The organism is Hallella seregens ATCC 51272 (assembly GCF_000518545.1).
In the GTDB taxonomy this organism is placed as follows: Bacteria; Bacteroidota; Bacteroidia; order Bacteroidales; family Bacteroidaceae; genus Prevotella; species Prevotella seregens.
Genome location: NZ_JADU01000025.1, coordinates 1 through 24,964 on the forward strand (window position 1 = coordinate 1; position 24,964 = coordinate 24,964).

A 24,964-nucleotide genomic window follows, 5' to 3' on the forward strand; every position below is an offset into this window, starting at 1 on the left:
TTTGAAGTGTTCAAAGCATTTCCAAAGGTCGGCACGGAGCAGGGAGTCTGCCTGCCGTTCCGTCATATCCGCCGTGAAGTGCTCTCCTGGTTGCAACTGATGACCATATCCTACATAAGGAAAATCCTTCGGCTTATTATGGAGTCCCTCAAAGTATTTAACAACAACCACGACACGCTCGAAAGGTGGCAAGTCTGCCAGCCGCACCCTGCGCTGGGCAAGGGTCGGCTGACAGAACAGGCAGAATACACAAAGTAAAATGAAAGAATTTATCGTTCGCATCAATTACGTTCTTAGTGGCGAGAAGATGCGGGCTTGTCCTTGCCCTCTTCCCGCTCGTTGTTGAAACTAAAGGTTAGCTGCTGAACCTTACCGAAACTATCCTCCACATATACATCAATCGTCTGGCGGTCGGCTGACAGAGAAGTGTAGTATAAGCGGAACACATCCTTGGTCAGCGGATAGCGGTCGTTGGGCTTGAAGATTGTACCGTTATCATTTCTTAGCAAGCCTTTGCCATCAGACTGGAAATAACGTATCGTATAGCGAGTGTCAGCAAAGTCGCCCCCTCGTTTGAGCGTGCAGCGTATCTCAGCCGTCTGTCCCTTTATGATGTCCTTCTGAACCGGCATTGTCTCCACCGTAAACGGATAAGACTGCTGAACATCCAAATCCCTATCACAAGCAGATAGGCAAAACACGGCAAGGGTCAGCACACCCATTATCCATATCGAACTTAATATTTTCTTTTTCATTTTCTATTCTTGCTTAAAGATTAAACCTAAGTCCTGCTGAAACAGCCGGACGGAAACGATGCACGTCCGATCCAAAGAGGAAACGTCCCTGTGCCTTTACAAGAAAGAGCACCCTGTCCGTCAGAAACACTTCCACCGAACCATGCACGGCACCGCCATAGACAAAGCGGGAGCGGTCGAGCAGTGTTGCCCCGTCGGGCAGCAGCTTCTTGTCCTCATTCAGTTGCTCATAGCCACCCAAGGCGGATATACCACCATAGAGAAACACGTTTTTACCTCTGTCGGAGAGAACAGGGTGCATATAACCCACCTGCAAGAGAGCATCCTTGAGTTTTACGTTATAGCTTCTGTACGGCATATTCTGCTGTTCATACTCTGCCATAACAAAGGTATAATTCTCACGACCCAGATATCGGGTGAGTGATGCTCCCATGCCGAAATTGTCAGCAACAAGGAACTTTTCACCCTTGATAAGCGGAATACTTCCTACGACCTCTACGCCCCTTTGCTTGGGTATCAGTCGCTGTGCCTGCGATGGCAGACTGAAAGTCATGGCCACCGCAACGCATACTGTCAGAATGATATTGTTCTTCTTCATCACCATTTCAGTTTGAGGTTATCAATCTTCTTTGCCAACTGCAGGTCTTCTGCCGTTACATAAAAGGTCAGCGTACGACCGCCATTTCTCTCATAGAGCGTCACTTCAAGCTGCTTGTCTTCTGCAAGAGAAAACTGCTCGAACGCAAACACAGTGTGTTCACTACCCATACCACGCACCTGCATCACCTGATGATAGGCACGAAGTGGCTGAAGCACCTGCTCCTGAATGGCGGTGCGCTTTGCCATCTTCTTATCCACCACCTTAAAGGTGATGAAATCCACTGAGTACGGCATATTCGTACCGTTTCCCATACGAATGTGGAAATACAGCAAGCCGTTATGGGCATACAAGCCACGAAGCAGGAACTTCATACCAAACTGCTGAGCACCGATGTGCTTGATGCAGCATCTGTCATTCTGATAGATGGTCTGCATCATCAGTTTTACTAATACGGGCGACTCGTTGCCGAGTTCCTTAAAGTAAATATCAGAGCGATTGCTTGGCAACCTGCCTTCTGTCGTAGAGAGAAAGTCTTTCATCTCAATGCTGAGCTTCTCCGGCTCATCGGCATACTTCACGTTGAAAGCATAGAAAGAGCCGTCCTCACAGATGACACTCATATTGGTTTCCGTCTCAAAGTCCTTGACGGCAGCCTTGACACGCAGCACGTTCTCCGCATCCTCCGCCTTTCCCGCGATAATGTTCTGTGAGCCCAAGTCCACATAGCGGACGGCAGCGGGAAAGATAAGATGTACGGTCTTATCGAAAGTAACGTCCAAGCCGTATGGAAGGATAACGCGCCCATTTGGTATGGCACGGCTCATGCCTTGGAAAAGTTCGCCCGAAGTAAGCGGACGGTCAGGTGTGAGCGTTGAAGTTGTGGTTTGTGCTGTAGCTCCCATCGTGGCAAGCATAGCCATTGATAAAATTAATTTCTTCATTGTTGCTATTGATTTGATTGTTTTACATTTTTATTTTGTCTGTACCAAAAACAGGCGATAACCGCCTTTGAGCGTCACCTTGACGGTGAGCAGCTTTTTTTGCAGCAGCTGACCCGCCCCCTGCATCACGCCACGTGCAGCCTCGGAGATAATCTGGTCCTTGGCAGAGGAAGCGAAGGTAAAGGATGTTCCCATTGAACCGCCGATGTTCGCCCCGACTTCCTTAAGCGCATTGACGTCCTCCGAACCGGGTATATACACACCCTCCTGTCCGTCCGTATCGTATGCCGAGAGTTTGACGGCTATGATATGCCCGTCCACCTCAATGCTTTTGATAAGCAGGTGCATACGGTTGCCTACTATCTTGGCGACGGCTATCAGTCGGCTCTGTCGTGGAATTTGCAATCCCTGTACCTTGGCGGTTTCCAGCAGACGGAGCACCACGTTGTCCCCTTCCTTGAGTGTCGTAGTATGGTCTACCACTGCTTTGAGCGTGTTGCGCATCGTGGGTGCAGCCGCACTTGCGAGCGAATGGAAGCCCAAGTTGCGTGCTTTCGTGCCATACTCCTTGATGAAGTCAGCGTCGCTCATCGGCTGCCCCAGTGAGGATACTACCTGTTTGCGTTCCGCCAAGATTTCCATTGCAGGCAAGTCGGCCGAACCTCCGCTTATATTACTGCCCATACTCTGACCTTTGTTCGTTGCCGTTTGCCCTTTACCCTCGGTAAAGTCATTACCCAAAGATGGTGGAACGGCAGAAGCCTTGGGAAGATACCTCGCTGCCATCTGATAGCTCTTTTCCATCAAGGCAAGCTGCCGTTTTTCTTCATTGTCCTCCCTGCTGTCTTTGGCAGAGAGTTCCTTTTTAAGGTTATCTATCTCCGAGCGCAGGGCTTCACGCTCCTGCTCGTGTGGGTCGGGAGTGTAAAAGGAGTTCAAGAGCCGATTATTCTCCTCATAGCGATGCATGGAGTTTTCTATCTTTGCCGTAGAAGCAGCTGTCTCTGCACGCTGCGCCTCTGATGGGGCGGTGTTCTGTGCGAAATAGTCCGATAGTCTGCCCATCTCCTCGCGGGTCTGTTCTTCCTCGTGTGCCTTGTCGCCTAATTCGTAGGCTTTGAGCTTGTTTTCGGTGAGCTTTTCAGTCGTTGCCTGCGGGATGCTGTCATTGAGTCCCTGCTCTGCAGCGGTCTTATCCTTGCCCGAAGGCGCGAAGATAAACCACATAGAGAGGGCAAACAGCAGTCCCAGTCCTCCGAAGACCAAGCCTTTCTTCATTTGTTCTTTCTGTTTATTATCCATTTTCCTTGATTGTTTGATGATGTTGTAGGTAAAAATTGCCGTGTAACTCATGTAAAGTGCTGTCCGTCCGTATCGGACTGTCCGTCAGCTTTCCCGTGGGGATGGGTAGTTTTTCCTTCTTTGGAGGAAGGAAAAACTGCACTATCATCCAAAGCGAGCAGAGCAGATAGATGAAACTCAGCCCATAGACGATTTCCTTTCTCTGCCTTATCGTGAGCCGTTCACAACGATGGCGGAGCCATAGGTGAAAGCGCAGATAGTGACGTGATAGTAAAAAGTTTCTTTTTCTTGCCATAGCCTTATCGTTTATAAGTCTGTATGTCTCTGTTCTCCTTGACGAGGAAGTTCTCCATCAGGAAGCCTTGCGGGTTGTTGTCCGAACGGACAGAGTTCTGCAGCGTGCAGGTCGTAACAAGACTGCGCTCTGTGACGTTGCTCTGACGGACGATAAACTCCCTTGCATAAGTCGTTACCGCATAAGGGTAAGTATTAAAGTTGCAGTGAATAGAGTCCACCTCTATGCGCTGGTTGACATTACCCGATATGGCACGATTATAATAGCCCTTCTCCGCCAAGTCCTTGTAATAGTTGAAAGCCGACTTATCACACAGCACGAAGGCACGCTCCATGTTCTTCTCAATGGCATCCTTGTCAGGCGCAATGGTAAAGAACAGCTCATGGAAACGGCGGACATGCTCCCTTGCCTCTACGGGACGGTTTCGACTTGCATCCTGACTGAGGGCAAGCATGAGCGACTTGCCTTGGTCAAGCACATAGATTTTCTCCCGTTGCTCCTTGGCGAAGCTGTACGAGGCATAGACGGCATAACCGCTTACTGCCACGCAGACGATAGCAAAGACAAAGGCATAGAGTCTTATCTGTCTGAATGAGGTCTCGATGTTGTTGAGTGATTTGAATTCCATTTTTTTCTTTCCTTTTATAGCTGTTGATGAATTAAGCATTATTGCTCCATTTCTATTTTCCTTTAAGCAGTGCACCCTTGATACGTCCACCGACATTTCCGATGACCGACCCGGCACCTGCTGCGGCATATCGTCCGCCCGTGTAGGCACTTTGTGCACCGCGCTGTGCAGCTTGATTGACATTGCGACCATAAGAGCCGATACCGCCTCCTGCTTCGATAATCCAGCCTGCAACGGTGGGAACGCAGAAGTAACCCACGATACCGATAAGGAAGAAGACGATGTAGTACCACGTCCCCGAATCAGGCAGGTAGTTGGGGTCACTGAGTGCTTCGATGTCCTTCTGTACCATCAGCACCTGTATCTTCGTAAGCAGTGCCGTAAGGATAGAGCTGACAGGCAGCCACAGGTAGACAGAGATATAGCGTGAGAACCAAGCCGTGAGCGAACCCGACAACCCGTCCCATACGGCAATGCCGAAGACTATCGGACCGAGGATGGAAAGGACGATGAGCATGAACGTGCGCAGCGTGTCGATGATAAGTCCTGCAGCATGGAACAGCAGCTCCATGAGGTCGTGCACCATTTTCATCACCCACTGCTTGGTCTGATAGGCAGCACGCTCGGCATACATACCCGCTATCGTCACGGCATCTTCAGGTCCGATGATACCCATCTCCTCTATCTTTTGGTCGAACTTCTCGTTGGATACCAAGTAGGCTGTTTCGGGATTGCGCAGGTAGGCTTCCTCCTGTAGACGGTTACGTTTGGCGGTAAGCTCCGCCAAGTTGGTCTCCTGTTGGTGCACCATGCTTTCCGTTCCCTGCACTACGGGCGAGAGAACGGCATTCATCGTACCCAGTACGACTGTCGGGAAGAACATGATGCAGAAACCCAAGACAAAGGGACGGAGAAGGGGAAAGACGTCTATCGCCTCGGCACGGGCTATGGAAGCCCATACCCGAAGGGCAATATAAAAGAGTGCACCCAAGCCTGCAATACCCTTGGCAATGCCCGTCATCTGGGCGCAGAGCGGCATCATCTCGTCATAGGTTGAGTGGAGCAGCTCGTGTAAACTGGCAAAATCCATAAGCAAGTGTGTTTAGATGTATGAATGACCAATAACCAATAACTTAATTACCAATACCTGCTTGCCGTATTGCCGTAGAGTGCCTTGACGGAGGCAAGGTTGTTCTTTTCCCTTGCACGCACGTAGCTCACGGAAATGTTCTTTCTTGTGTAGTACGACACGAGCGAGCGGTTTTCCCTCAGTGTGGTATAAATACGGTCGATGGCCTGCATACGCTCGTGGTCGTTCATCGAGAGGACACCCGACTTGACGATGGACTTGAGTTCCTTGAGACTCTCCCCACTCTGTTCCAGAAGCTTGGCATAGCCCGAAGCCATTGCAGCAAGTTCCGAAGGGCGGAAGTTCTTGTCCGAGAGCATCTTCTTATACGAGGTAACGTAAATCTCCGAGATGTCGCCCACCATCAGGATGCACTCCTTGACCTTGTAGGCATCCCCGATGAGGTTGTTCACCTTCTTAAGCGCATCGTAATACTTCTTGGTGTCGTTGTAGAGTTTTTCCACCTCCTTGAATCCGTCCAAGGTGTTCTTCACCGTCTTGGAGGCGGTGGCAATCTCCTTGACCGAATTGACGATGTTGCCGGCGAAGTTACCGGGATCAGTCACCACCCACTGTGCGTGGGCCTTTCCGCTGAATAAAAGGACGGTGCCCATCAGCAGCATTAAAATTCTTGTTTTCATTGTTCTTTTTGTTTATGATGTGAATACTATGTTTGTCTGAATGTCCACTAAGGGATGTCTATTCAACTTGCTGTTATAGTGATAAGCTGGACAAGTTAGTCCAAGTATTTGGACACGACTGTCTAATTGATTGGACACGTTTGTCCAATTGTTTATCCACGTTTGGAGCATTATTTGTCTACGTTTGGCTAAACCAATACATCCTTTACATGTCTTGTCCGATTAATGGTTTCGTGCAGCCCGTTTCTCTTGTGCAAGCTGCCGGATAGCCGTTTCGATGTCCCCACCGAGCTGTGCAGCCCTGTTCATTACCTCCACCTTTTCGGTTTCTTCCGTGGTGTAGGTCAGATATTCCTCCATGCTCACTTCCGTAGCATAGACAGCACTCTGCATACCGCCCAGCCCTATCCACACCTCCTTGTAGAGCCGGTTCGGGTCGTTGTTCTGGTTGATGGAGAGGATTTGGCTCTTCTCCTTTTCGGACAAGCCGAGCATAGCCTGTATGCCGTCGAACTTGGTCATGTACTTGCGCTGGTCAAGCAGTATCTTGCAGTCGGAGTTGTTGATGATGCTCTCCTTGACAATCGGAGACTGGATGATATCGTCCACCTCCTGCGTCACGACAATGGCTTCCCCGAAATACTTTCTCACCGTCTTGTACAAATATTTTATATAGTCTGCCATGTTAGCCGAAGCAATGGCTTTCCACGCTTCTTCAATGAGTATCATTTTCCTGATGCCTTTGAGTCTTCGCATCTTGTTGATGAAGGCTTCCATGATGATAATCGTCACCACGGGGAAGAGATCCTTGTTGTCCTTCACTTGGTCAATCTCGAAGACGATGAAGCGTTTGGAGAGCAGGTCGATGTTCTTGTCCGAGTTCAGCAGGAAATCATATCGACCACCACGATAGTATTGCTTCAATGTTGTTAAGAGGTTGTTGATATTAAAGTCCGAGAGCGTTACCTTAATGTCACGCTTTTCCATATCCTTTCGGTACACGTCCCGCAGATACTCATAGAAGGTGTTGAAACATGGCGTAACGCTGTGGTCAGCACATATCAGCTCGATATAGGAGTTTACGGCAGAACCAAGTTCACCAGCCTCGGTCTTAGTGATATGCTCATCAGCACTCTTCCAAAGTGTAAGCAGCAGCGTGCAGATACTCTCCCTTTTCTCTACATCGAAGAAGTAATCATCCGTGTAGAAAGGGTTGAAGGAAATCGGACTTTCATTGGTATAGGTGAAATATACGCCGTCCTCGCCCTTGGTCTTGCGGTGGATAAGTTCACACAAGCCTTGATATGAGTTACCCGTATCGACCAAGAGGACATGTGCCCCTTGCTCGTAATACTGGCGTACCATGTGGTTGGTGAAGAAGCTCTTGCCACTACCTGAAGGACCCAAGATGAACTTGTTACGGTTGGTGATGATTCCCTTTTTCATCGGCAAATCCGATATGTCCAAGTGAACAGGTTTTCCTGAAAGGCGGTCTGCCATCTTGATACCGAAGGGTGATAGCGAGTCCTTATAGTTCGTCTCTGCCGTAAAGAAGCAGAGGGCAGGCTCGATGAAAGTATAGAACGACTCTTCTGCTGGAAAGTCTGCGGCATTGCCGGGAATGCCTGCCCAGTAGAGCGTTGCCGCATCAATGGTATTGTGGCGTGGGTGGCATTCCATAAGAGCAAGTGCAGAGCCCACGTCATTCTTGATCTGGCGAAGTTCTTCCTTATCGCTACTCCATGCCAATACGTTGAAGTGAGCACGGATAGATGTCAGCCCCTGTGAATGGGCAATATTGAGATACTCCTGTATCCATTCCTCGTTGATTTGGTTGCTACGGCTGTAGCGTGCCAGCGAGTGCATGTTTCTTGCCTGCTTCTCGAACCGTTCCAAGTTGGCATCGCTGTCCTCGATGAAGAGGTACTGGTTATAGATATGGTTGCAGGGCAACATCAGTCCTACGGGCGAGGCAAAGGAAAGACGGCAGTCGCTTCTGTCGGTGGATAGCCGTTCATATCGGCTGTCCGTGCTGACCGTTGTCGGCAGGTCATCCGTGTCGGAGAGTGTGTGTAGACAAAGCATATTGTCGCCCACACGCACAAGGTCTGCGCCCAGACGGATGTCCTCCAAAGACGCATGCCCTTCTTCAGATAAAGAGAAATACCTGTCGAGCAGTCCGCCCTTTTCATTTGTGCCAACTAACTCTTCTTCTGTCATGCGGACAATCCTTAGCAGCTCGGTATCATTGATGATACGCTCGAACTGGTCTACTGCTTCCATGAACTTCATCACCTCATCTTTGTTGGTAATCTCCTTGGGCAGCAGGTGTCCACGGCAGAGTGAAGAGAAATTGCTCTGTTGTGCCATACGCTGCTTGTTGGTCTTGGTAAGGAAGAGATAGACTGAGTGGTGAAGATACGGACGTTCATTGAAATGCCGTTCAGAGGAACGGGCAAGGAAGCTCAGTCCGCCATCGGAGAGCTTTCCTTGATAGTCCTCCTTGATGAACCAGTCCTGCTTGTGTACGATGCTGTAATTGGGTAGCACCTTGATTGCCTTATGCCAGGCAGAGTGCATTGCTTCGTATTCTGTAGAGGTGACGGTAAAGAGTTCGGGCAGCTCCACACGGAAAGCCACCGTGATGTCAGCATCTTTGCTCACCAGACAGCCCTGCTCTATGGAGAGCAGTGGAAACTTAGATTCCAAGGTGGTTATCTTGCTTTTATTTCTCATTTCTTCGCTTTCTTTGGTTGAAGGTTACGGATAAGGTGGCAGACCGTACGGCGGTTCACAAGGTAGCGTGGGTGCATACGCACTGCTCCTTTTTTCATCAGCCCGTATTGCCCGTACTTTCTGTTCATGGTGAACGTTTGCCATACCACAAAGCTGGCACCCACTACACCTATGACAAGACAGGTAATTTGGCTGACTCCACAGAGATAGAGAATGACCACAAGAATAAAGACTGCCAGCAAGCCTCCTGCAAAGAGGAAGAGGTACTGCGCCTTCAAACCCTTGAACTCCACCGTCCGACCTACACCTTTGTTGATTTCAAATGCAGCCATCGCTTTACAGGAAGAAACTTCTCAGGATAGTGGCAGCCACGATGAGGAAGATACACGCACCGAACCAGGAGGCTGCGGTCTTGCTCGTATCGGGGTCACCACTTGAGAACTTGTTGTACACTTTAATGCCTCCAATCAGACCTACCACCGCCCCTACGGCATAGATGAGTTTCGTGCCGGGGTCGAAGTAGGAGGTTACCATTTTCGTTGCTTCATTGATTCCGGCAATGCCGTTGCCCTGTGCATACGCTCCTATGGCAGTAGCCGTCAGCAGGAACAGCATCATGATTTTCTTTTTGTCCATTGTTCTGTTTATTTTTAAGTTGTTAATGATAAGTCTTTGATGGGAGGAGACGGCGGAGCTGGCTCTGTCTTATCGTATGAGATTGTTTTACCAGTGAGCCGCCCCGTCCGTTACTCCTTCCCTGTTTGCAATATGGATTGTTTTACAGATAGTAGGAAAGCGGCTTTTCTTCCGTCGTTCCCTCGTTATTGTTTTCTTTGTCTGTTTCGGGGACAGAAGTCATTTTTGTATCATTCTCCTGCAACTCCGTTTCTTCGACCTTGCGGATGGCAGCGAGTAGCTTTTGATGGTCTTGCTCCTGTCCGAGTGCGACTTCTTTCATGTATTCCATGAGCTCAGTCCCTCGTATCGCTTGCAGCGTTTCGTGAACGTCAGTTTCGTCTTCCTCATCAAGCGCATCGTCATTCTTGTGCCAACCATTGACACGGATGATGTCCCTTGCGAGGATGCTGGACGGTGATACTTCGGGCAGAGAATCGTCTGCTATCAGGCTTTCACCTCGTCCGCCGATTTCCAATTGCAGTTCCTCACGGGCTATGGTGTCCTCATCCGGTTCGTCCATCGTATAGTCGACATTCATCTCATTGTCGTCCTCCTCAGCGGTACTTCCTGCTTTTTCGGCAGCATCTTGCCCTGCCAAGGAGTTTTGCCCTGCAAAAGTATCAGAAATTTTGGCTGATTTTTCAGACGGGGAAACGGCGGGAACTTCAGGGACAGACGGGGAAGTGAAAGGTTTGCTCCTGCCTACCAGAATATGGCGGGCACTGTCAATTTGCTCTTGGGAAACAGAAGGCTTGGGACTTTCACCTTGCTTGCCAGCTTTCATTTCTTCAGTGTCTTTTCTTGGTTTTATGTTCAAACCTTGAAACAAACTCCACAGGTATGCGATGCCCAAAATCACCCAAACAACACCCAAGAAAAGGAGAATATCTAAAAGAACAGTTTCCATATTCACAGGTATAAAGTGTTTTTTAATTTCTGCTTGTCTGCAATCTCATTGATAAGCTCCTGATGAGTTTTGAGGTGATTGGTAAGGATATTCTCTATGTAAGCCGTCAACGTCGTTTCCGCCTTCGTATCGCGGAGAACATTGCGGAGTATGGTTAAGGTCTCTGTGTTGATCGTGAACCCCGATTTGTTTCGGGACCGCCTTGGAATAAAGAACTTGGCTTTGTAATCCTCCCATTGCTCCTCTGTACTTTGCAGCATAAAGTCAGCAAGGTAATCCGTATCTGTAAAATCCTTGCTGTCTTCCATAAGATGCTGAGTTCCGGACGCTGTTTTCTTTACCTGAGTGGGATTGTCCGTGTTGTCTTCCTTGGTATTCATGTCTCTTATGTAAACCTGAAAGAAAATGACACAGCAATATATAATCAGAAGAATATTGCTGAATACCAAGAATAAAATCAGAAAATCGTTTGTTGTCATAATATGTTATATTGTTATGGTTGTTTTACGCCGTTGTCTTGCCGTGGCATTGTTGAGCAATTCCTTATGCTCTCTGAGGTGCTCACGGAGAATGTTGTCTATGTAGGATGCCATCGATACCCGTTCACCCAAGTCTTGCAGCACGTTCCTTAGTACCTGCAAGGTCTCCACGTTCATCGTGAAGGCAGTCTTTTCGCGGATACGGACAGCGTGAAAATAGCGTGTCCGGTAATTATCCAATGAGAGTGCCGGAGTCTCATGCGACATTTCCTTTGTCCTTTCCGCATTCGTTTCTTGGAGGACGGGAGTATTCCCTTGAACCGGCCTAACCTCCTTCGCCTCTTGTTGCTCGTTTTCTTCATCCTCATCGGGCGGGTCGAAGGCAAGCGTTTCCTTGGGCTTTCCTTTCATCATGCCGTCCTCTGACATCTCCTTGAGCTTGGCTTCCAAGATTTTTCTCCGTTCGTCAATCCGTGCCATTGTCCGCCTCCTTCTTTAGTCTGATATGCGTGAGCAGGCTGTCAATCATCTCATCCAACCCCGTGCCTGCACGTTGGGCTTTGCCCGGAGCCAGATAAGTGGAACGGAATGCCCCACGAAAGCCGTATTGTTCCAACTCGTGACAGAAACGGTGGGCGGCATAGACGTGTTCGTCAAACAGCGTATAGCCCTCGTTCCTGATGTATTCGCTGTATTTCTCTATCAGCGTGCTCTTCACCCGTCTGTCCACCTTGTTCCAAAGGAGCATGACATCCTTGATACGCGCCCCAGTCATCGACACCCCCAAGTCCTGCATGGTCTTGGCATAGGCAAGGCAGGAAACCATTGACTGTACGTCGGCCTCGATGGGGGAAAGGATATAGTCCATTTCTAGTGAGAGTTCCAGCAGATCACTCGTCCCCGCATGCCCGGGAAAGTCGAAGACCACCAGATCAAAGCGTTTCTTTGGGTTTTTGCGGATGTGTTCGGCAGCCTTGGCGATGGCACCCTTCGGGTCGGCCTTAAGCACACGGTAGGAGACACGCCCCAGTGCAGAGAAATAGTTGTTCATCTGCTCGGAGATCAAGGGATCATCCTCAACAAAGGTCTTTTCCCTTTGGCGGAGCTTGTAAAAGGAGTCCTGCGAAAGGTCGCAATCTACGATGAAGAGTTCGATGCCTTTCTCATAATAGAGGATGCTGCTGACGATTTCTGCCAGCGTGCTTTTTCCGACACCTCCTTTCTGGGAGGAAAAGCCCAGAAAGATGGGCGATGTATTTGTCTGTTCCATTGCGATAGATATTTTTATTTATTGAACTGTCTTTTGGGCGATATGCCGTTTGAACGTTTGATTGTCCGATAGAACCATCGACAGTTTGTTTTATAGTTTGTCTTGCCGATCTGTCGGTCATTTGATTTATCAATCATTTGTTCTATCAACCATTCGGTTTGTCGAGAGTTCGAGAAATCTACATCTCGAACTATCGAGAAATCGAACAATCTATTTTCCGAACTTTTTATCGTCCTTTTGAACGTTTGTTCGAGCGATTGTCCGCTCGTTCTGTCTGCAAAATAAAAGCTTTTTCGATAGATTTTTCTATGCCTGTGAAATGGAGGGAAATGAAAGGAAAAAGAGGGAATATGGCTGATAATGAGATATTTGGAAATCTGCCGTAACTTTGCAGGCGAGAATAATACATGGAGGTAATATCCCGAAGCAGACACCCCATAAGGGTGGATACTTCAATCGTATCAACTCTTGATATTGGCAAGGTGTGTCTTTGTAACACAAACCGCCATTTGTACCACAAAGGCCCTTGCCCCGAAGGGGGATGAATTACTCCAAAGTCGTAATTAGAAGACCAAATGAATATGAATAAAGGTACAGAATATCGTTTAGAACGAAAAAAGGCAGAAAAGCCTCGTTGGGACAACTGGCATGTGCGGTTGCCCAACCCCAAAGACCAGCAACGGGCGATAGATTTGTTTCAGCGTTCGGGGGCAAAAACAAAGTCGGATTTCGTGCGTGGACGTATTCTTGGAGAGAGTTTCAAGGTGATTACGGTGGATAAATCCGCAGTGGAATATTACCGGAAGCTCTCAGAACTGACGACGCAAATCCATAAGATTGGCGTGCTGTATAACCAAGCCGTGCGTGCCATCAACAGCTATCACAGCATAAAGACTGCACAGATTATGCTTGAGAAGTTGGAGAAATTGTCGGCTCAAATCATTGCCTTACAAGAGCAGGCTATCAATCTAACCATTGATTATAGAAAGAAGAAGTATTGAGAATTTAGTTAGAAAAATGATAGCAAAAATTTCAGCAACGGAGAACCTTGGAGGGGCACTCGGCTATAACTTCAAAAAGGTGGAGAAAGGGGAAGCAAGCATTCTCCTTGCCGCTGAGTTGTATCAGGACAGAGAGGGACGTTATACGATGGAGGACGTGCTTGCCGACATGGAGGCATTGATACCCAAGAAATGCCGAACGAAGAAGACGGTGTTCCATTGTTCCCTTAATCCGCATCCGGACGAGAAGCTCTCAGATGAAACACTCATGCAGATTGCCAAGGAGTATATGGAGGCACTCGGCTACGGCAATCAACCTTATATCGTGTTCAAGCACAGCGACATCGCCCGTGAGCATATACACATCGTATCACTTCGGGTGGACAGTCGTGGGCAGAAGATTAATGATAAGTTTGAGAAACGGCGGAGCAAGCAAATTACCGATGCCTTGGAAAGGAAGTATAACCTTATTCCGAGTTCAAAGGTTACTGAGAAGGCAGTAGCAGAAACGCCCAAGGTGGATACCATAAAAGGGAATATCAAGGAACAGGTGGCAAATGTTGTCCGCATGGTGCTGAAACATTATAAGTTCTGTTCATTAGGAGAACTGAACACCATTCTGAGCAAATATAACCTTGCCGTAGAAGAAGTAAAAACGGAGTTCCGAGGAAAGAAATATGACGGACTGGTCTATGTTCCGACAGATGACAAGAGCAATAAAGTAAGCACACCCATCCATGCCTCGGACATCGGGCATGGTGTGGGCTATACTGCCATACAAAACAGGATACAGAAGTCCAAGCAAACCATCAAGCCACTGATACCAACCATAAGGAACAAGGTGTTACAAACAATGCGCACCTCTCCCAATACAGAGAAAGACCTGCGGAGCAGATTGGAGGAACAAGGCTTGCGTGTGGTAATCCGAAAAAATGACAATGGAAGAATTTACGGCATTACCTTTATTGATGACGAGCAAGGTGTTGCACTCAACGGTTCACGATTGGGAAAGGGATATGCCGCCAATGTATTCAATGGCTACTTCTCCAATCCTACGCACAACCCATTCTTGGTTGAAATGCTGTATGGTGGTTCGTCTGTTCGTTTGGAACCATCGCCAACCGCTCATCCCTTGCAATCAGATACGGAAGATGGAGACAACCTTGTCGATGAACTCATCGAGGATATAGTGGGTGACTCTTTCAGATCTACGGGCAATGATGATTGGAAAGAAGCGGCATGGCAGCGTAAACTTCGCAGGCAAAGCAAAGTCAATCTCAAACGGAGGAAAAGATAAGTAGGTATTTCAAATTTTGTTTGAACAGTATTCAAACGCAATTCAAATAATGATAATACAACAAATATAAAAGCAATACGATTATGGCACAAGAAGATGATTTAAGGGCATTGGGTAAGGTGATGGACTTTATGCGAGGCATATCAGTGATATTCCTACTTACCAACTGCTATTGGTTCTGCTACGAGGCATTTCAGGAGTGGCATTTTACACTCGGCGTCGTCAACAGAATTCTGATGAATTTCCAACACACGGCGGGCTTGTTCTCGTCCATACTTTGGACGAAACTCTTTTGTGTGGTATTCCTTGCACTGTCCTGTTTGGGGACAAAAGGCGTGAAGGAAGAGAAAATTACATGGCCGAAGATTTGGACAATACTTTTCTCCGGTTTTGTGCTTTTCTTCCTCAACTGGTGGCTCTTAGCATTGCCGATCGGTAAGGTCGGTGCAGCCTCGCTTTATATCTTCACGCTCTCTGTGGGCTATATCTGTCTGCTGATGGGTGGCGTATGGATGAGCCGACTACTCAAAAACAACCTGATGGACGATGTTTTCAATACAGAGAACGAGAGTTTTATGCAGGAAACCCGACTGATGGAGAATGAATACTCTGTCAATCTTCCTACACGCTTCTACTATAAGAAGAAGTGGAACAATGGTTGGATTAACGTAGTCAATCCCTTCCGTGCCTCAATGGTGCTTGGTACACCGGGGTCGGGTAAATCCTACGCCATTGTGAACAACTATATCAAGCAACAGATTCGGAAAGGCTTTGCCATGTATATCTATGATTACAAGTTTCCCGACCTTTCCGAGATTGCCTATAATCACCTGCTCCATCATTTGGATGCCTATGAAGTAAAACCGCAGTTCTTTGTGATTAACTTCGATGACCCTCGCAAATCGCATCGGTGCAATCCCATCAACCCTGCCTTTATGACGGACATATCCGATGCCTATGAGAGTGCCTACACCATCATGCTCAACCTTAACCGTTCGTGGATACAGAAACAGGGGGATTTCTTCGTGGAGTCGCCGATTATCTTGCTGGCTGCCATCATTTGGTTTCTGAAGATATACGAGAACGGGAAGTATTGCACATTTCCTCATGCGATAGAGTTTCTTAACCGTCCCTACGCACAGATATTCCCGATACTTACTTCCTATGATGAGCTTGCCAATTACCTTTCTCCCTTTATGGACGCTTGGGAAGGCGGTGCGCAAGACCAGTTGCAGGGACAGATCGCCAGTGCCAAGATACCACTATCCCGTATGATTTCTCCTGCACTTTATTGGGTGATGACGGGTGATGATTTCTCACTCGACATCAACAATCCCAATGAGCCGAAAGTTCTTGTCGTGGGCAATAATCCCGACCGCCAGAATATCTACTCGGCTGCACTCGGACTTTATAACAGCCGTATCGTGAAACTCATCAACAAGAAGAAGCAGCTCAAAAGCTCGGTGATTATCGACGAGTTGCCGACTATCTACTTCCGTGGGCTTGATAACTTAATTGCTACTGCACGAAGCAACAAAGTGGCAGTGTGTCTTGGTTTTCAAGACTTTTCACAGCTTACCCGTGATTATGGTGACAAGGAAAGTAAGGTGATCCAGAACACGGTGGGTAATGTATTTAGTGGTCAGGTCGTAGGCGAAACTGCCAAAACACTCTCCGAACGTTTTGGTAAGGTCTTGCAGCAGCGGCAGTCCATGACCATCAACCGCAACGATAAATCCACTTCAATCTCTACACAGATGGACAGTCTTATACCTGCATCGAAAATCAGCAACCTTACACAAGGAATGTTTGTCGGTGCCGTCTCCGACAACTTCGATGAGCGCATCGACCAAAAGATTTTCCATGCGGAGATAGTCGTAGATAGTGCCAAAATCTCCGCCGAGATGAAAGCCTATCAACCAATCCCTATAATCGCGGACTTTACAAACGAAGATGGCTCCGACAATCTCAAAGAGACCATCGAAGCCAACTATAAACGTGTCAAACAAGAGATTATCTCACTTGTGGAATCGGAGAAGGAACGCATCAAGGCCGACCCGGCTCTTGCTCACTTAAATAAGGAGTAGCCCGTTTGCCGAGCCGTTTGCCGAGCTTCGGAAAGTCTGCCGTCGTTTGTCGGGACGTCTGCCGAGTCTCGGCATTTAACATCTGTTATACCTTGACATTTTCCGAACTTCGGCATTTAACATCCGTTACGCCTTGACGTTTTCCGAACTTCGGCATTTAACATCCGTTATGTTTTGGTGTTTTCCGAACTTCGGCAAGGCTCTCAGCATTTTACGTTTTTCATTTTATATATACTTAATATATGGGTCGGCCTTGCCGAGACGAGTTGATGAGCCCATAGGTACACTCTTTCAGTCGGCTACGCCGAGAAATCATACAAATCTTTCCAAATCCTACAAATCCTTTTTTCATCTGTATTTATTTGTTCAGACGTTTCCCGAACATCGGGAGCGCGGCACTTGTTGCGCGCCGCACCCCCGATGAAAAGACAGGGTTAATCGTTCCACAGCGATGACGGGCGGCGGCTCGGGGCGTCATAGTCATCGTCGTCCTCCTCGCCGTCAAAGAAGTTGTTACCTTTCGACAGTGCTGGTCCCGTTGCGGGACCCTCGCCGATGCCCACGCTGGTGGAGCCGGCGAGGATAGCGTTTTCTAATACGATGGGAACCACATTAATTTCCGGTTTGATATACTTTTTCATTTTGCTTGAATGTTTAAAAAGTTAATTTGAATATTTAAAATTGGTTGGTTATCGGGAGCGCCCCCGTTTCTCTGAGAGATCTCGGAACGTGATGAATCTCGCCCTACGGCGGGCGCTCCCCCTTGATGACAAGAGATTTTATTTCACGATGACCTTCCGTCCTCCGACGATATAAACTCCTGCGGGCAGCTGGTGGCGTGCGTCGTCTAAGCGGTCGGCCACGCGGCGGCCCTGCAGGTCGTATACCGGACCGTTCTTTCCGTCGGTCGCCTCGTTCGTCACGTCGCCGATGCCGGTGGTCTCGCCGTCGAGGACAACAGAGAGCTGCTTGGCACCTGACGCTTGCGGTGGACAGATGATGTAGGCATGATAAGCAGGAACGGTGGCACCGGGGTTGTCGGTCGTTACCTTGTGGAACATACCATCGTCCTGCAGGATGTAGGCGTTGGCTGCGGCAGCCGTAGCGTTGTCCATGCTTACCACCGTGCCCTTGATAGAGTAGCCATTGGCGCTGGTCGTCAGATTAGCTCCGGTGTAGGCTTTCACCTCGATGTTCGTGCCACCGAGCAGTGGCGTGCCGTCGGCAGTGATGTAATACGGTGTGTATGCCGTGAGCTTATCTTTCGTTTCCTTGAAATGGACTTCGTTTTTGTTGCCGCCCGAGAGGGTGTAGGCCTTGAAGCCCTGAGCAGACAAGTCGTAAGGCAGACACAGCGTGGCTTTCTGCGCGCCATTGAAGTTGCGCTCGTAGGTAACGGTGGCGGCAGTGAAGTCGAGCCCGATGGGCAACGGCTGTCCGTCGGTGAGGCGGAAGTCGTCGCACGCCCAGCCGTTCTTTGCCGCGTCGTAGTACACGTAGTTCGCCTTGCTCTTGTCGGCTGCGTTGTAGAAGTCGGGCATTTCACCCAACTGCTGTGCCCAGTAGCACTTGTCGGTGCGGTCGGCCTGCAACTTCTTTGTCACCTCGCCGCTCTTGAGCTGCTCGGCGGTTATCTTCGTGCCTTGTGCCTTGCCGCAGGTGTTGAGGTAGTAGCAGTTGTTGAGGGTTGTGGTTGCGCCGTAGTAAGCGTCACCTACAAAGGTTCTTGAAAATGTATCCCCATTGCCGCTGCCAAGATATAGGCAGTTGTTCAGAGTGCAGGTGCCTTCCTGACTTCCTACGAATCCCGCCATTTTATCCTTTCCTATATCCGTCGTGGCAGTGATATTACCCTTTACAACGCAGTCATCGATGGTAACATTGGCACCGGGTTTTACAAAGTAAATCATGCCCGCCGCGTCGCATGCGCTAATTAGAATACTGCTCGTGATGTTCACATTGCTGACACAGTTAGTGAGGGTGATGGTGCCATAGGCACTCATAAGCAATCCAGACAAAAACTTTTCGTTTGAGGTTATCTGCCCTTCGGTGCGCAGGTTTTTGATGGTGGCGCCTTCCACAACGCTGAAGGGAGCTATGTACCCGTTTGAACCGCTATCCCAGTTGAGCTTCAGCGTATATCCCTGCCCGTCGAACGTGCCGCCGTACTCTTTCGAATCATTTCCCACCATGTTGATTTCCGAGCCGAGGTCGACGTTGCGCATGAGCTTGGCGTCGATCTTGTTCTGTCCGCTGTTTACAATGTCGCAGAACGCCTTCCAGTTCTCCTTTGATGCGATTTCGTAGCAGTCCTTTTCGGCGAGGTTGATGCGCACCTGCTTGTCGGATGTTACGGTGGTTGAGCCGTTGAAGCCGTCCTCAAAGGCGATTCCGGAGTAATAATGGTGCTCGTTGTAGTCGCTGCCAAGGAGGTCCTTTGGTGTAAAGGTGGGCATGGAGCCGTAGATGGCCTTGTTGCGCGTGGCGTAGCGCGTGGCGCGCACCTGGCTGTTGAAGGTGAAATCCACCTTATAGACCCGCTTCGCGCCGTCGTCAGTGAGCAGGGGCTCGTCGTTCGTGCCGAGCATTTGTCCCCAGACGGTGTTGTTTCTGCCGTTCTGCAACTTATAAGCTACTTCGCCGCTCCGCAGCTGCTCCTCGGTTACTTTCGTGCCCTGCTTGTATTCACTACCGCAGGCGTTGAGGTAGTAGCAGTTGTTGATGGTGGCGTTGGCGGCGAAGGTGTTGCCGCCGGTGGCGTTGTTCTCGCCAATGTAGAGACAGTTAGTCAGGGTGCAGGTGCCATACTGGTAACATACAAATCCGCCCATGCCTGTCCTGCCTGCACCGGTGGCGTTGATTGCGCCCTTGACGAGGCAGTCGGTGATGGTGACTTGGGTGTTGGTGTATATATAGGAAATCAAGCCTCCAGCCCCGCATCTGTCGCTGGTATAGCTGCTCGTGATGTTCACCGCGCTGACGCAGTTCGAGATGGTGTTGTTATCGCCGGATGCCTCGTCAATCAGCCCTGCCAGAAAGTGACCGCTCGATTTGATAGTCCCTGCGGTGCGCAGGTTCTTGATGGTTGCGCCGTCCACCCTGCGGAAGGGGGCGATGTCGCTTTCGCCGGTGTTCCAGTTGAGCGTGAGCGTATGGTTCTGTCCGTCGAACGTGCCGGCATACTTATGGTCATATCTGCCTATCATCGCGATATCTCCACCGAGATTGATGTCGGCTTCGAGCTTGGCGTTGAGATTAGTCATGCCCTTTTCATTGACGAGTTTGCAGAACAGCTTCCACTCGTTGGCGTCCTTGATGAGTATCGTGCCGTCCTGGTCACGGCGCATCACGATGATGGTATGCGAGAGGGAGGCCGCCTCGTAGAAATTGGTCTCTTTCTGCGTGAAGGTGATAGTCGCCTCGCCTGCCGTGCCGCCGAACTTGAGATAAGGCATATCGTAGCGGAGGATGGCGTTGTTGCTGCTGGTAACGCTGAAGGACTCATCGTTATAATCAAAATTCTCGCCGCTCTTTGTTTTGCTATTATTGAGATAGTCGCGTAAGTTGTGAGGGGTGTTACTGAAAAGCACATCGGGCAGGCCTACTGAGGTAAAGGTTACTCCGTCGCGCTTCGTGGTGACCGTCGTGCTGCACTGCGCTTTGGCACAGTTCTCACTGGCACTGCAAGTGGCGGTGAAGACTACCGTTCCGGGGCGCTTGAACTTTAGGAATCCGCCCGAGGTGACAGTCGCAATATCATTATTGTCCACCTTGAACTCGGCATTAACGTTGTGAGTATCATAGTTGAGGACGGGCTTAAAAAAACTTGATGGTATCGATGTGTAGTACATATCGTACCTGTCCCGCTCGAACCTCACCTTGGGTGCCCTGACGTAACCCACGATGATGTCGCGTACCTTGAACTGGTACCAATTTTTATTGTGGTGGCTCCACATATAGACAATTTTTTCTGGAGCATCATAATTGTAGACAACGATGTTGTTGTCGTCGTCATTGAGTTGATTTTGATTGCCTCCGCTTATATGCGAATTCGAGATGGCATTCCTCTCGAAGTAATATTTATAGCCCGGTGTAACGCTGCTGATGCGCTTGATACCTTCAGGATCGCTATAGCGCTTTCCACCCTCCGTGTCGCGCAGGATGACCCAGCGGATAGCATAGCCTTCGTCAACCTCTATTTGGATGCGGGTTCCCTTTTGCAGCTCAAAGATGGCATCGCTGCCCGTTCCACCGGAGGTCTTGCAATCGCTAAACCAGACTTTCACAGGTCCCTTTCGGAGTGTTGTTACTGTCTGGTGCTTGCCTAATTCGCGTGAGCGGAATATCTCATAGCCCTCACGATTATAATTTGTCGCCACTGCCGGCAGGGCCAGCATGAGGGCGAACAGGAAGAGGCAGAGCCTCTGAATGATGTTTTTTGTTTTCATATAAATTGAAATTAAAATTCTTTTGGTTATTTTTTTGGAGGGGGTAGTTACTGCGTTTTCCGGAAGACTTCCTTGTATATTTCTGTCTGTTCCCGATTACGTCGTACAAGATGGTTGATCGTATCTTTGGAAAGGGAATCCAAAAGATGCTTATGCGCCAAGCCGTCAAACGGTTCTTCAAACGGACGGAGATAAGACAGCTTTTCCTTTCGCGTGGAGATTTCGGTGAACTTTTTATCCATATCGAGTGAAAAGCCAATGATGAATTCTCCGGTTTTATTTTTTAAAATATATACCCAACAGTTCTTTTTCATGTTTGCTGTTTGTTGATTCTGTTGCAAAATTATTCTACGAAGCCCAACAGGGCGTTTCATATTTGAAAAAACTTGTATCATATTTGTAATTCACAAAGAATCTGCGAATTATAAGTATCCGGAACACCTATACCTCCTCATCGGATAAGCCCTTTTGCGTTTTCTTCTTTTCTTTGGAAACAGCTTTGTATTCTGAAGGCGACATCCCGAAGAAAGCTCGGAAACAACGGTTGAATGTGGCTCGGGAATTGAATCCTGACCTATATTCCACCTCGTTGATGTTCAAGTCGGGATTGTTGGTGAGCAGCGATGCCGCGTGTCGCAGCCGGTAGCCGTTGATAAATTCGTTGACTGTGGCTCCATCGGCATACTTGCGCACGGCATTGGTGATATAGACGGCATTTGTTCCAATCCGCTTTGAGAGAATGTCGCGGTTCAACTCCGTGTCTTTATAGACTTTCTCTTTCTGCATCAGCTCGCACAACCGGCGGTAGATTTTTCCTTCACGGTCGAGTTCTTCCTCGGGAACGAGCCTTGCCGCGGTCTCCATGTCGCTTTCCGCCTTGCGGTATAATAGAATAGAGTCGTACAAAGCCCTGTTTTTGCGGCGCAAGCGGCGGGTGTAGATGATGTAAAGTACGACGGTGGCAAGCAGCAATGCCACGATGATGAGTGAGAGATAGAGCCGTGTTGTGATGACCTCGTTCCGGAGTGTGAGCTTGTCAACCTCGAAGATGGTGCGCAATTCGTCGAGCTGCTTGGCAAGCTCGGTGTTGCGCAGTTTGTCTTTATGTGGGATGACGAGTCTGTACAATTCTGCAGCTTCCTTGTATCGCCCGGCCTCGGTGTAGAGGTCGGCTTGCTGCATCTGCACGGTGAGCAAGCTGACGGAGTCGCCGGCGGCAGTCATGATGTCCATGTTCTCGTTGTTGCAGGCAATAGCCCGGTCGTACTGTTTTGTAGCTGCATAGTAGCGGGCTTTCACTTGAAGGAGCTTGAATCGGGCAACGGCTTTGCGTCCCTCGGCATATTTATCGGCCAGCTGCAGCAATTCCTTGGCGCGGTCGTAATGGCCTGTTTCCAATTCAGCGACGGCAGTTGCCAGCGTGCAGTAGAGATAGCGTCCGTTGAGCGAGGGTGTGAGGCCTTTTCGCAGGGCTTCGTTCTTGTATTTGTCGATGACCGCTTTCCATTCTGAGCTTTTCTTCCTTAGCTTTTCATATTTCCGCAGTCCGTCGAGCGTTTCACCCAAGACGTTGTAGGCAGAGAGCAATTGTGAGATTTCATCAACCTTGGAAAGTGCGACAATGCTCTCCTCGATGGTCTTCTCGGCTTCGCGAAAGCGTCCCATTGTCTGATAGATGCATGCCATGCCGTAGGTGGAAGTGCCTAATCCATAGTTGCTCTTTCTTTTTCGCGCGTCGGCATACATCTTTTGCGCTTCAAGCAATGCGGTCTGCACCTTGTCTTCGTAGAGATAACTCTCTATCAGCACGTTCCACGCATTGTAGTAATAATCCCATGTGCCGTTCTTTTTCATAGCACTGAGGACTTCAGGCAAATAGTAGCTGATGCTGTCGGTCATCTCGTAGTTGTAATAGCAATACAACTGGATGATGCGCGCCTGGGCTTCCGCCTCCTTGTCCTTTTGGCGTAAGGATTCGGCAAGATATTCACGGATGCAGCGTAATTCATAGCCCATATTATCTTCGGCAGCTGCCAACCGGCAAAGATTATGGTAGGCCTGCAAAAGTTTTTCTCCCTTGAGGTGCTTCATCTCTTTGCGGATGGAGTCTGCCGGAGTGGCGGCATACATTTCTCCTGCGCAGAGTGTAATGACAAACAGCAGTGTGATAAAATGTTTCATTTCCGATATATATTCAGTTTTACAGCTTCATAGACATAACAGGTTTCTTGTCCTTCCTCCCCCTAAAGTATATCCCGCAGGTTGTGGCAACTACTGCTCTGTTTGAGCTATTTTCTATCCCTGCCGTGCCACCAGTATCAGGACGAAGAGGTAGGTGCTGAGCCTGATCCTCTGAAAGATATCTATTGTTTTCATTTGCCATAATCTCATTCACTTTTTATGAATAACTCTTTTCGCTAATTATGAATTAAAAATATTTCTATGTTTACGTTCTCGTTTTCTCATTTCACATTCCTTTTTGCTGAATTTCGCAAACCTAATGGTGCTCTTCCGAGTAATTCCACAAGAAAAATCTTTGCGAGAGCAGCAAAAGATGACACAAAAATAACATAAAGCGAATTGTTAGTTTAAGGATTTATAGCAGAAAGACTATTTTAATAGGCATCTTTGCCCCTTAAAAGCCTTAACATCCCCTTAAAAACACTTAATAAAAAGCTTGGAAAATAGAAAAATAAAAAGTATCTTTGCATCCGTTATAGAAAGTAAAAACGGAAACAATGATCATTCATTCTCTCACAGAAAAGGTATCGGCATTCCTACGGTCGCGCACTACAAACACCATTGAGCGGCACCGGGTCATCGTGTATTTGCTCCACTCCCTTCTCGTTGTTTCCGTCATCTCCTTGCAGTTCATGAGGCTGGGTGGCTCGCACGACTGGCTGCCGCTTTCCATGAGCGGCATACACCTTGCGGCATGCCTTCTTTCGCTGTTGCTCTACCTCACGCAGTGGCTGACACTTTCCAAGGCTTTTTCACTCACGGTGCTCGTGGCGCAGTGTACCATCGCCGTGCGCTTCTTTTATTTCGCCACCGTGCGTCCCGACCATTTTCTGCAGCTCATCCTCATCAATCAGGTAACGTCGCTGCTGGCCGTCTTCTTCCTTGTGTTGAGCTTTGTCCGGCTCACCCCCTTTATCGTCTCTGCTATCAGTGTGGTTAGCTACGGTTGTGTGGCAACCTATCTTCAAGAGCCTTCGCTTTGGCGCCTGTTCGGTTTCTTTCTCTTCGTGCAGTTTTTCCTCTGTACGCTGGGCGAACTGCTGCGATATAATGTGATGAGTGTAACGAAGGAAAATACCGATTTGCATCACCGTGAGACAGCACTGATGCACGCCGTCAGGCTGAACAGGCAGGAGATAGAGGCCTATCTGCGCATGAGCGGCAACGGCCACCCTTCGCCCGAGGACACGGATCGCCTGTTTTCCATGCTCAAACCGAAATCGCAACGCAACCTTATCAACGCCGTGCGCCTGCATCTGAAAAAACACTTGATGGATGACTGCGATCTGGAGCACCACTTTCCCTGTCTGACTAAATCAGAAACGGATGTGTGCCGCCTCATTCTCGCTGGAAAGAAGCGGAGCGAAATCTGCCTGTTGCTCGACAAAACCGAAAACAACGTTGACGTGACGCGTAACCATATCCGTAAGAAACTAAATGTGCCCACAGGCCAAGACTTGCAGAAATTTCTCATCAATTTGTTGATGGAAAAAGAATATTCGAAAAAGGGGAATAAATAAGTTCCTCC

The 24,964-nt window shown here is 48.8% G+C and carries 23 protein-coding genes and 1 pseudogene; 4 read left to right on the forward strand and 20 right to left on the reverse strand.

What is annotated here, in order from left to right:
- From L888_RS14890 to L888_RS0108615, 16 genes and pseudogenes are all read right to left on the reverse strand, one after another.
- Positions 1 to 282 (reverse strand): annotated as a pseudogene (locus L888_RS14890) (lysozyme); the annotation flags it as partial.
- A gap of 11 nt (positions 283 to 293) precedes the next feature.
- Positions 294 to 755, reverse strand: a complete 462-nt coding sequence (locus L888_RS0108550) for a DUF3872 domain-containing protein (RefSeq protein ID WP_027952591.1) — start codon at positions 753 to 755, stop codon at positions 294 to 296.
- A 13-nt stretch (positions 756 to 768) separates the two neighbouring features.
- Positions 769 to 1,359, reverse strand: a complete 591-nt coding sequence (locus L888_RS0108555; RefSeq protein WP_027952592.1) for a conjugal transfer protein TraO — start codon at positions 1,357 to 1,359, stop codon at positions 769 to 771.
- Positions 1,353 to 2,297: a conjugative transposon protein TraN gene (gene traN, locus L888_RS14495; protein WP_027952593.1), complete on the reverse strand. Its 945-nt coding sequence runs from the start codon at positions 2,295 to 2,297 to the stop codon at positions 1,353 to 1,355. Before traN ends, L888_RS0108555 begins: the two co-directional genes overlap by 7 nt.
- Positions 2,298 to 2,327: 30 nt before the next feature.
- Complete coding sequence (traM, locus tag L888_RS14500) at positions 2,328 to 3,599, reverse strand: conjugative transposon protein TraM (protein WP_027952594.1); 1,272 nt, start codon at positions 3,597 to 3,599, stop codon at positions 2,328 to 2,330.
- Complete coding sequence (locus L888_RS14095) at positions 3,592 to 3,894, reverse strand: hypothetical protein (RefSeq protein WP_075261856.1); 303 nt, start codon at positions 3,892 to 3,894, stop codon at positions 3,592 to 3,594. The genes traM and L888_RS14095 overlap by 8 nt, the downstream gene beginning before the upstream one ends.
- A gap of 4 nt (positions 3,895 to 3,898) precedes the next feature.
- A complete protein-coding gene (gene traK / locus L888_RS0108570) occupies positions 3,899 to 4,522 on the reverse strand; it encodes a conjugative transposon protein TraK (RefSeq protein WP_021583851.1) in 624 nt (207 codons plus the stop codon).
- Positions 4,523 to 4,574: 52 nt separating this feature from the next.
- The gene (traJ, locus tag L888_RS0108575; RefSeq protein ID WP_027952595.1) at positions 4,575 to 5,612 is read right to left on the reverse strand and encodes a conjugative transposon protein TraJ; all 1,038 of its coding nucleotides are present in this window, start codon (positions 5,610 to 5,612) and stop codon (positions 4,575 to 4,577) included.
- Positions 5,613 to 5,659: 47 nt separating this feature from the next.
- Positions 5,660 to 6,292: a DUF4141 domain-containing protein gene (locus L888_RS0108580; RefSeq protein ID WP_008823910.1), complete on the reverse strand. Its 633-nt coding sequence runs from the start codon at positions 6,290 to 6,292 to the stop codon at positions 5,660 to 5,662.
- A 222-nt stretch (positions 6,293 to 6,514) separates the two neighbouring features.
- The gene (locus L888_RS0108585) at positions 6,515 to 9,028 is read right to left on the reverse strand and encodes a TraG family conjugative transposon ATPase (RefSeq protein WP_027952596.1); all 2,514 of its coding nucleotides are present in this window, start codon (positions 9,026 to 9,028) and stop codon (positions 6,515 to 6,517) included.
- Positions 9,025 to 9,360: a DUF4133 domain-containing protein gene (locus L888_RS0108590; RefSeq protein ID WP_006256403.1), complete on the reverse strand. Its 336-nt coding sequence runs from the start codon at positions 9,358 to 9,360 to the stop codon at positions 9,025 to 9,027. Before L888_RS0108590 ends, L888_RS0108585 begins: the two co-directional genes overlap by 4 nt.
- 4 nt (positions 9,361 to 9,364) lie before the next feature.
- Entirely contained in the window at positions 9,365 to 9,664 is a 300-nt protein-coding gene (locus L888_RS0108595) for a DUF4134 domain-containing protein (RefSeq protein ID WP_004343295.1), read from the reverse strand.
- Positions 9,665 to 9,806: 142 nt separating this feature from the next.
- Positions 9,807 to 10,613 (reverse strand): hypothetical protein, encoded by an 807-nt coding sequence (locus tag L888_RS0108600; protein ID WP_027952597.1) that lies wholly within the window; start codon positions 10,611 to 10,613, stop codon positions 9,807 to 9,809.
- Between the two features lie 2 nt (positions 10,614 to 10,615).
- Positions 10,616 to 10,993 (reverse strand): DUF3408 domain-containing protein, encoded by a 378-nt coding sequence (locus tag L888_RS0108605; RefSeq protein ID WP_223381209.1) that lies wholly within the window; start codon positions 10,991 to 10,993, stop codon positions 10,616 to 10,618.
- A gap of 105 nt (positions 10,994 to 11,098) precedes the next feature.
- Positions 11,099 to 11,572, reverse strand: coding sequence for a DUF3408 domain-containing protein (locus L888_RS0108610; protein ID WP_027952598.1), 474 nt, complete (start codon positions 11,570 to 11,572; stop codon positions 11,099 to 11,101).
- Entirely contained in the window at positions 11,559 to 12,362 is an 804-nt protein-coding gene (locus L888_RS0108615) for a nucleotide-binding protein (RefSeq protein WP_027952599.1), read from the reverse strand. The genes L888_RS0108610 and L888_RS0108615 overlap by 14 nt, the downstream gene beginning before the upstream one ends.
- Positions 12,363 to 12,937: 575 nt before the next feature.
- On the opposite strand from L888_RS0108615, the gene L888_RS0108620 reads away from it, so the two are divergent.
- The 3 genes from L888_RS0108620 to mobC all read left to right on the forward strand — a co-directional run bounded on the left by L888_RS0108620 (position 12,938) and on the right by mobC (position 16,747).
- Positions 12,938 to 13,363 (forward strand): plasmid mobilization protein, encoded by a 426-nt coding sequence (locus tag L888_RS0108620; protein ID WP_372778665.1) that lies wholly within the window; start codon positions 12,938 to 12,940, stop codon positions 13,361 to 13,363.
- Positions 13,364 to 13,379: 16 nt separating this feature from the next.
- Positions 13,380 to 14,660 (forward strand): conjugal transfer protein MobB, encoded by a 1,281-nt coding sequence (gene mobB / locus L888_RS0108625; RefSeq protein WP_027952601.1) that lies wholly within the window; start codon positions 13,380 to 13,382, stop codon positions 14,658 to 14,660.
- An 83-nt stretch (positions 14,661 to 14,743) separates the two neighbouring features.
- The gene (mobC, locus tag L888_RS0108630; RefSeq protein WP_027952602.1) at positions 14,744 to 16,747 is read left to right on the forward strand and encodes a conjugal transfer protein MobC; all 2,004 of its coding nucleotides are present in this window, start codon (positions 14,744 to 14,746) and stop codon (positions 16,745 to 16,747) included.
- 434 nt (positions 16,748 to 17,181) lie between these two features.
- Here mobC and L888_RS0108635 read toward each other — a convergent pair whose 3' ends face one another.
- From L888_RS0108635 to L888_RS0108650, 4 genes are all read right to left on the reverse strand, one after another.
- Entirely contained in the window at positions 17,182 to 17,388 is a 207-nt protein-coding gene (locus tag L888_RS0108635) for a hypothetical protein (protein ID WP_027952603.1), read from the reverse strand.
- A 138-nt stretch (positions 17,389 to 17,526) separates the two neighbouring features.
- Entirely contained in the window at positions 17,527 to 21,195 is a 3,669-nt protein-coding gene (locus L888_RS0108640; RefSeq protein ID WP_027952604.1) for a hypothetical protein, read from the reverse strand.
- A 47-nt stretch (positions 21,196 to 21,242) separates the two neighbouring features.
- The gene (locus tag L888_RS0108645; RefSeq protein ID WP_027952605.1) at positions 21,243 to 21,509 is read right to left on the reverse strand and encodes a hypothetical protein; all 267 of its coding nucleotides are present in this window, start codon (positions 21,507 to 21,509) and stop codon (positions 21,243 to 21,245) included.
- 127 nt (positions 21,510 to 21,636) lie between these two features.
- Positions 21,637 to 23,376, reverse strand: coding sequence for a helix-turn-helix domain-containing protein (locus tag L888_RS0108650; protein ID WP_027952606.1), 1,740 nt, complete (start codon positions 23,374 to 23,376; stop codon positions 21,637 to 21,639).
- Between the two features lie 557 nt (positions 23,377 to 23,933).
- Here L888_RS0108650 and L888_RS0108660 point away from each other — a divergent pair.
- Positions 23,934 to 24,956 (forward strand): helix-turn-helix transcriptional regulator, encoded by a 1,023-nt coding sequence (locus L888_RS0108660; RefSeq protein ID WP_027952607.1) that lies wholly within the window; start codon positions 23,934 to 23,936, stop codon positions 24,954 to 24,956.
- Positions 24,957 to 24,964 lie beyond the last annotated feature (8 nt).

Bases quoted from the DNA above. Each gene is read 5' to 3' on its own strand.
- L888_RS0108645 (WP_027952605.1), bottom strand. From the start codon at position 21,509: ATGAAAAAGAACTGTTGGGTATATATTTTAAAAAATAAAACCGGAGAA.
- L888_RS0108610 (WP_027952598.1), bottom strand. From the start codon at position 11,572: ATGGCACGGATTGACGAACGGAGAAAAATCTTGGAAGCCAAGCTCAAG.
- mobB (WP_027952601.1), top strand. From the start codon at position 13,380: ATGATAGCAAAAATTTCAGCAACGGAGAACCTTGGAGGGGCACTCGGC.
- L888_RS0108590 (WP_006256403.1), bottom strand. From the start codon at position 9,360: ATGGCTGCATTTGAAATCAACAAAGGTGTAGGTCGGACGGTGGAGTTC.
- L888_RS14095 (WP_075261856.1), bottom strand. From the start codon at position 3,894: ATGGCAAGAAAAAGAAACTTTTTACTATCACGTCACTATCTGCGCTTT.
- L888_RS0108640 (WP_027952604.1), bottom strand. From the start codon at position 21,195: ATGAAAACAAAAAACATCATTCAGAGGCTCTGCCTCTTCCTGTTCGCC.
- L888_RS0108615 (WP_027952599.1), bottom strand. From the start codon at position 12,362: ATGGAACAGACAAATACATCGCCCATCTTTCTGGGCTTTTCCTCCCAG.
- traN (WP_027952593.1), bottom strand. From the start codon at position 2,297: ATGAAGAAATTAATTTTATCAATGGCTATGCTTGCCACGATGGGAGCT.
- L888_RS0108635 (WP_027952603.1), bottom strand. From the start codon at position 17,388: ATGAAAAAGTATATCAAACCGGAAATTAATGTGGTTCCCATCGTATTA.
- L888_RS0108555 (WP_027952592.1), bottom strand. From the start codon at position 1,359: ATGGTGATGAAGAAGAACAATATCATTCTGACAGTATGCGTTGCGGTG.
- L888_RS0108595 (WP_004343295.1), bottom strand. From the start codon at position 9,664: ATGGACAAAAAGAAAATCATGATGCTGTTCCTGCTGACGGCTACTGCC.
- L888_RS0108660 (WP_027952607.1), top strand. From the start codon at position 23,934: ATGATCATTCATTCTCTCACAGAAAAGGTATCGGCATTCCTACGGTCG.
- L888_RS0108550 (WP_027952591.1), bottom strand. From the start codon at position 755: ATGAAAAAGAAAATATTAAGTTCGATATGGATAATGGGTGTGCTGACC.
- traK (WP_021583851.1), bottom strand. From the start codon at position 4,522: ATGGAATTCAAATCACTCAACAACATCGAGACCTCATTCAGACAGATA.
- L888_RS0108585 (WP_027952596.1), bottom strand. From the start codon at position 9,028: ATGAGAAATAAAAGCAAGATAACCACCTTGGAATCTAAGTTTCCACTG.
- traJ (WP_027952595.1), bottom strand. From the start codon at position 5,612: ATGGATTTTGCCAGTTTACACGAGCTGCTCCACTCAACCTATGACGAG.
- mobC (WP_027952602.1), top strand. From the start codon at position 14,744: ATGGCACAAGAAGATGATTTAAGGGCATTGGGTAAGGTGATGGACTTT.
- L888_RS0108580 (WP_008823910.1), bottom strand. From the start codon at position 6,292: ATGAAAACAAGAATTTTAATGCTGCTGATGGGCACCGTCCTTTTATTC.
- L888_RS0108650 (WP_027952606.1), bottom strand. From the start codon at position 23,376: ATGAAACATTTTATCACACTGCTGTTTGTCATTACACTCTGCGCAGGA.
- traM (WP_027952594.1), bottom strand. From the start codon at position 3,599: ATGGATAATAAACAGAAAGAACAAATGAAGAAAGGCTTGGTCTTCGGA.
- L888_RS0108620 (WP_372778665.1), top strand. From the start codon at position 12,938: ATGAATATGAATAAAGGTACAGAATATCGTTTAGAACGAAAAAAGGCA.
- L888_RS0108600 (WP_027952597.1), bottom strand. From the start codon at position 10,613: ATGGAAACTGTTCTTTTAGATATTCTCCTTTTCTTGGGTGTTGTTTGG.
- L888_RS0108605 (WP_223381209.1), bottom strand. From the start codon at position 10,993: ATGAATACCAAGGAAGACAACACGGACAATCCCACTCAGGTAAAGAAA.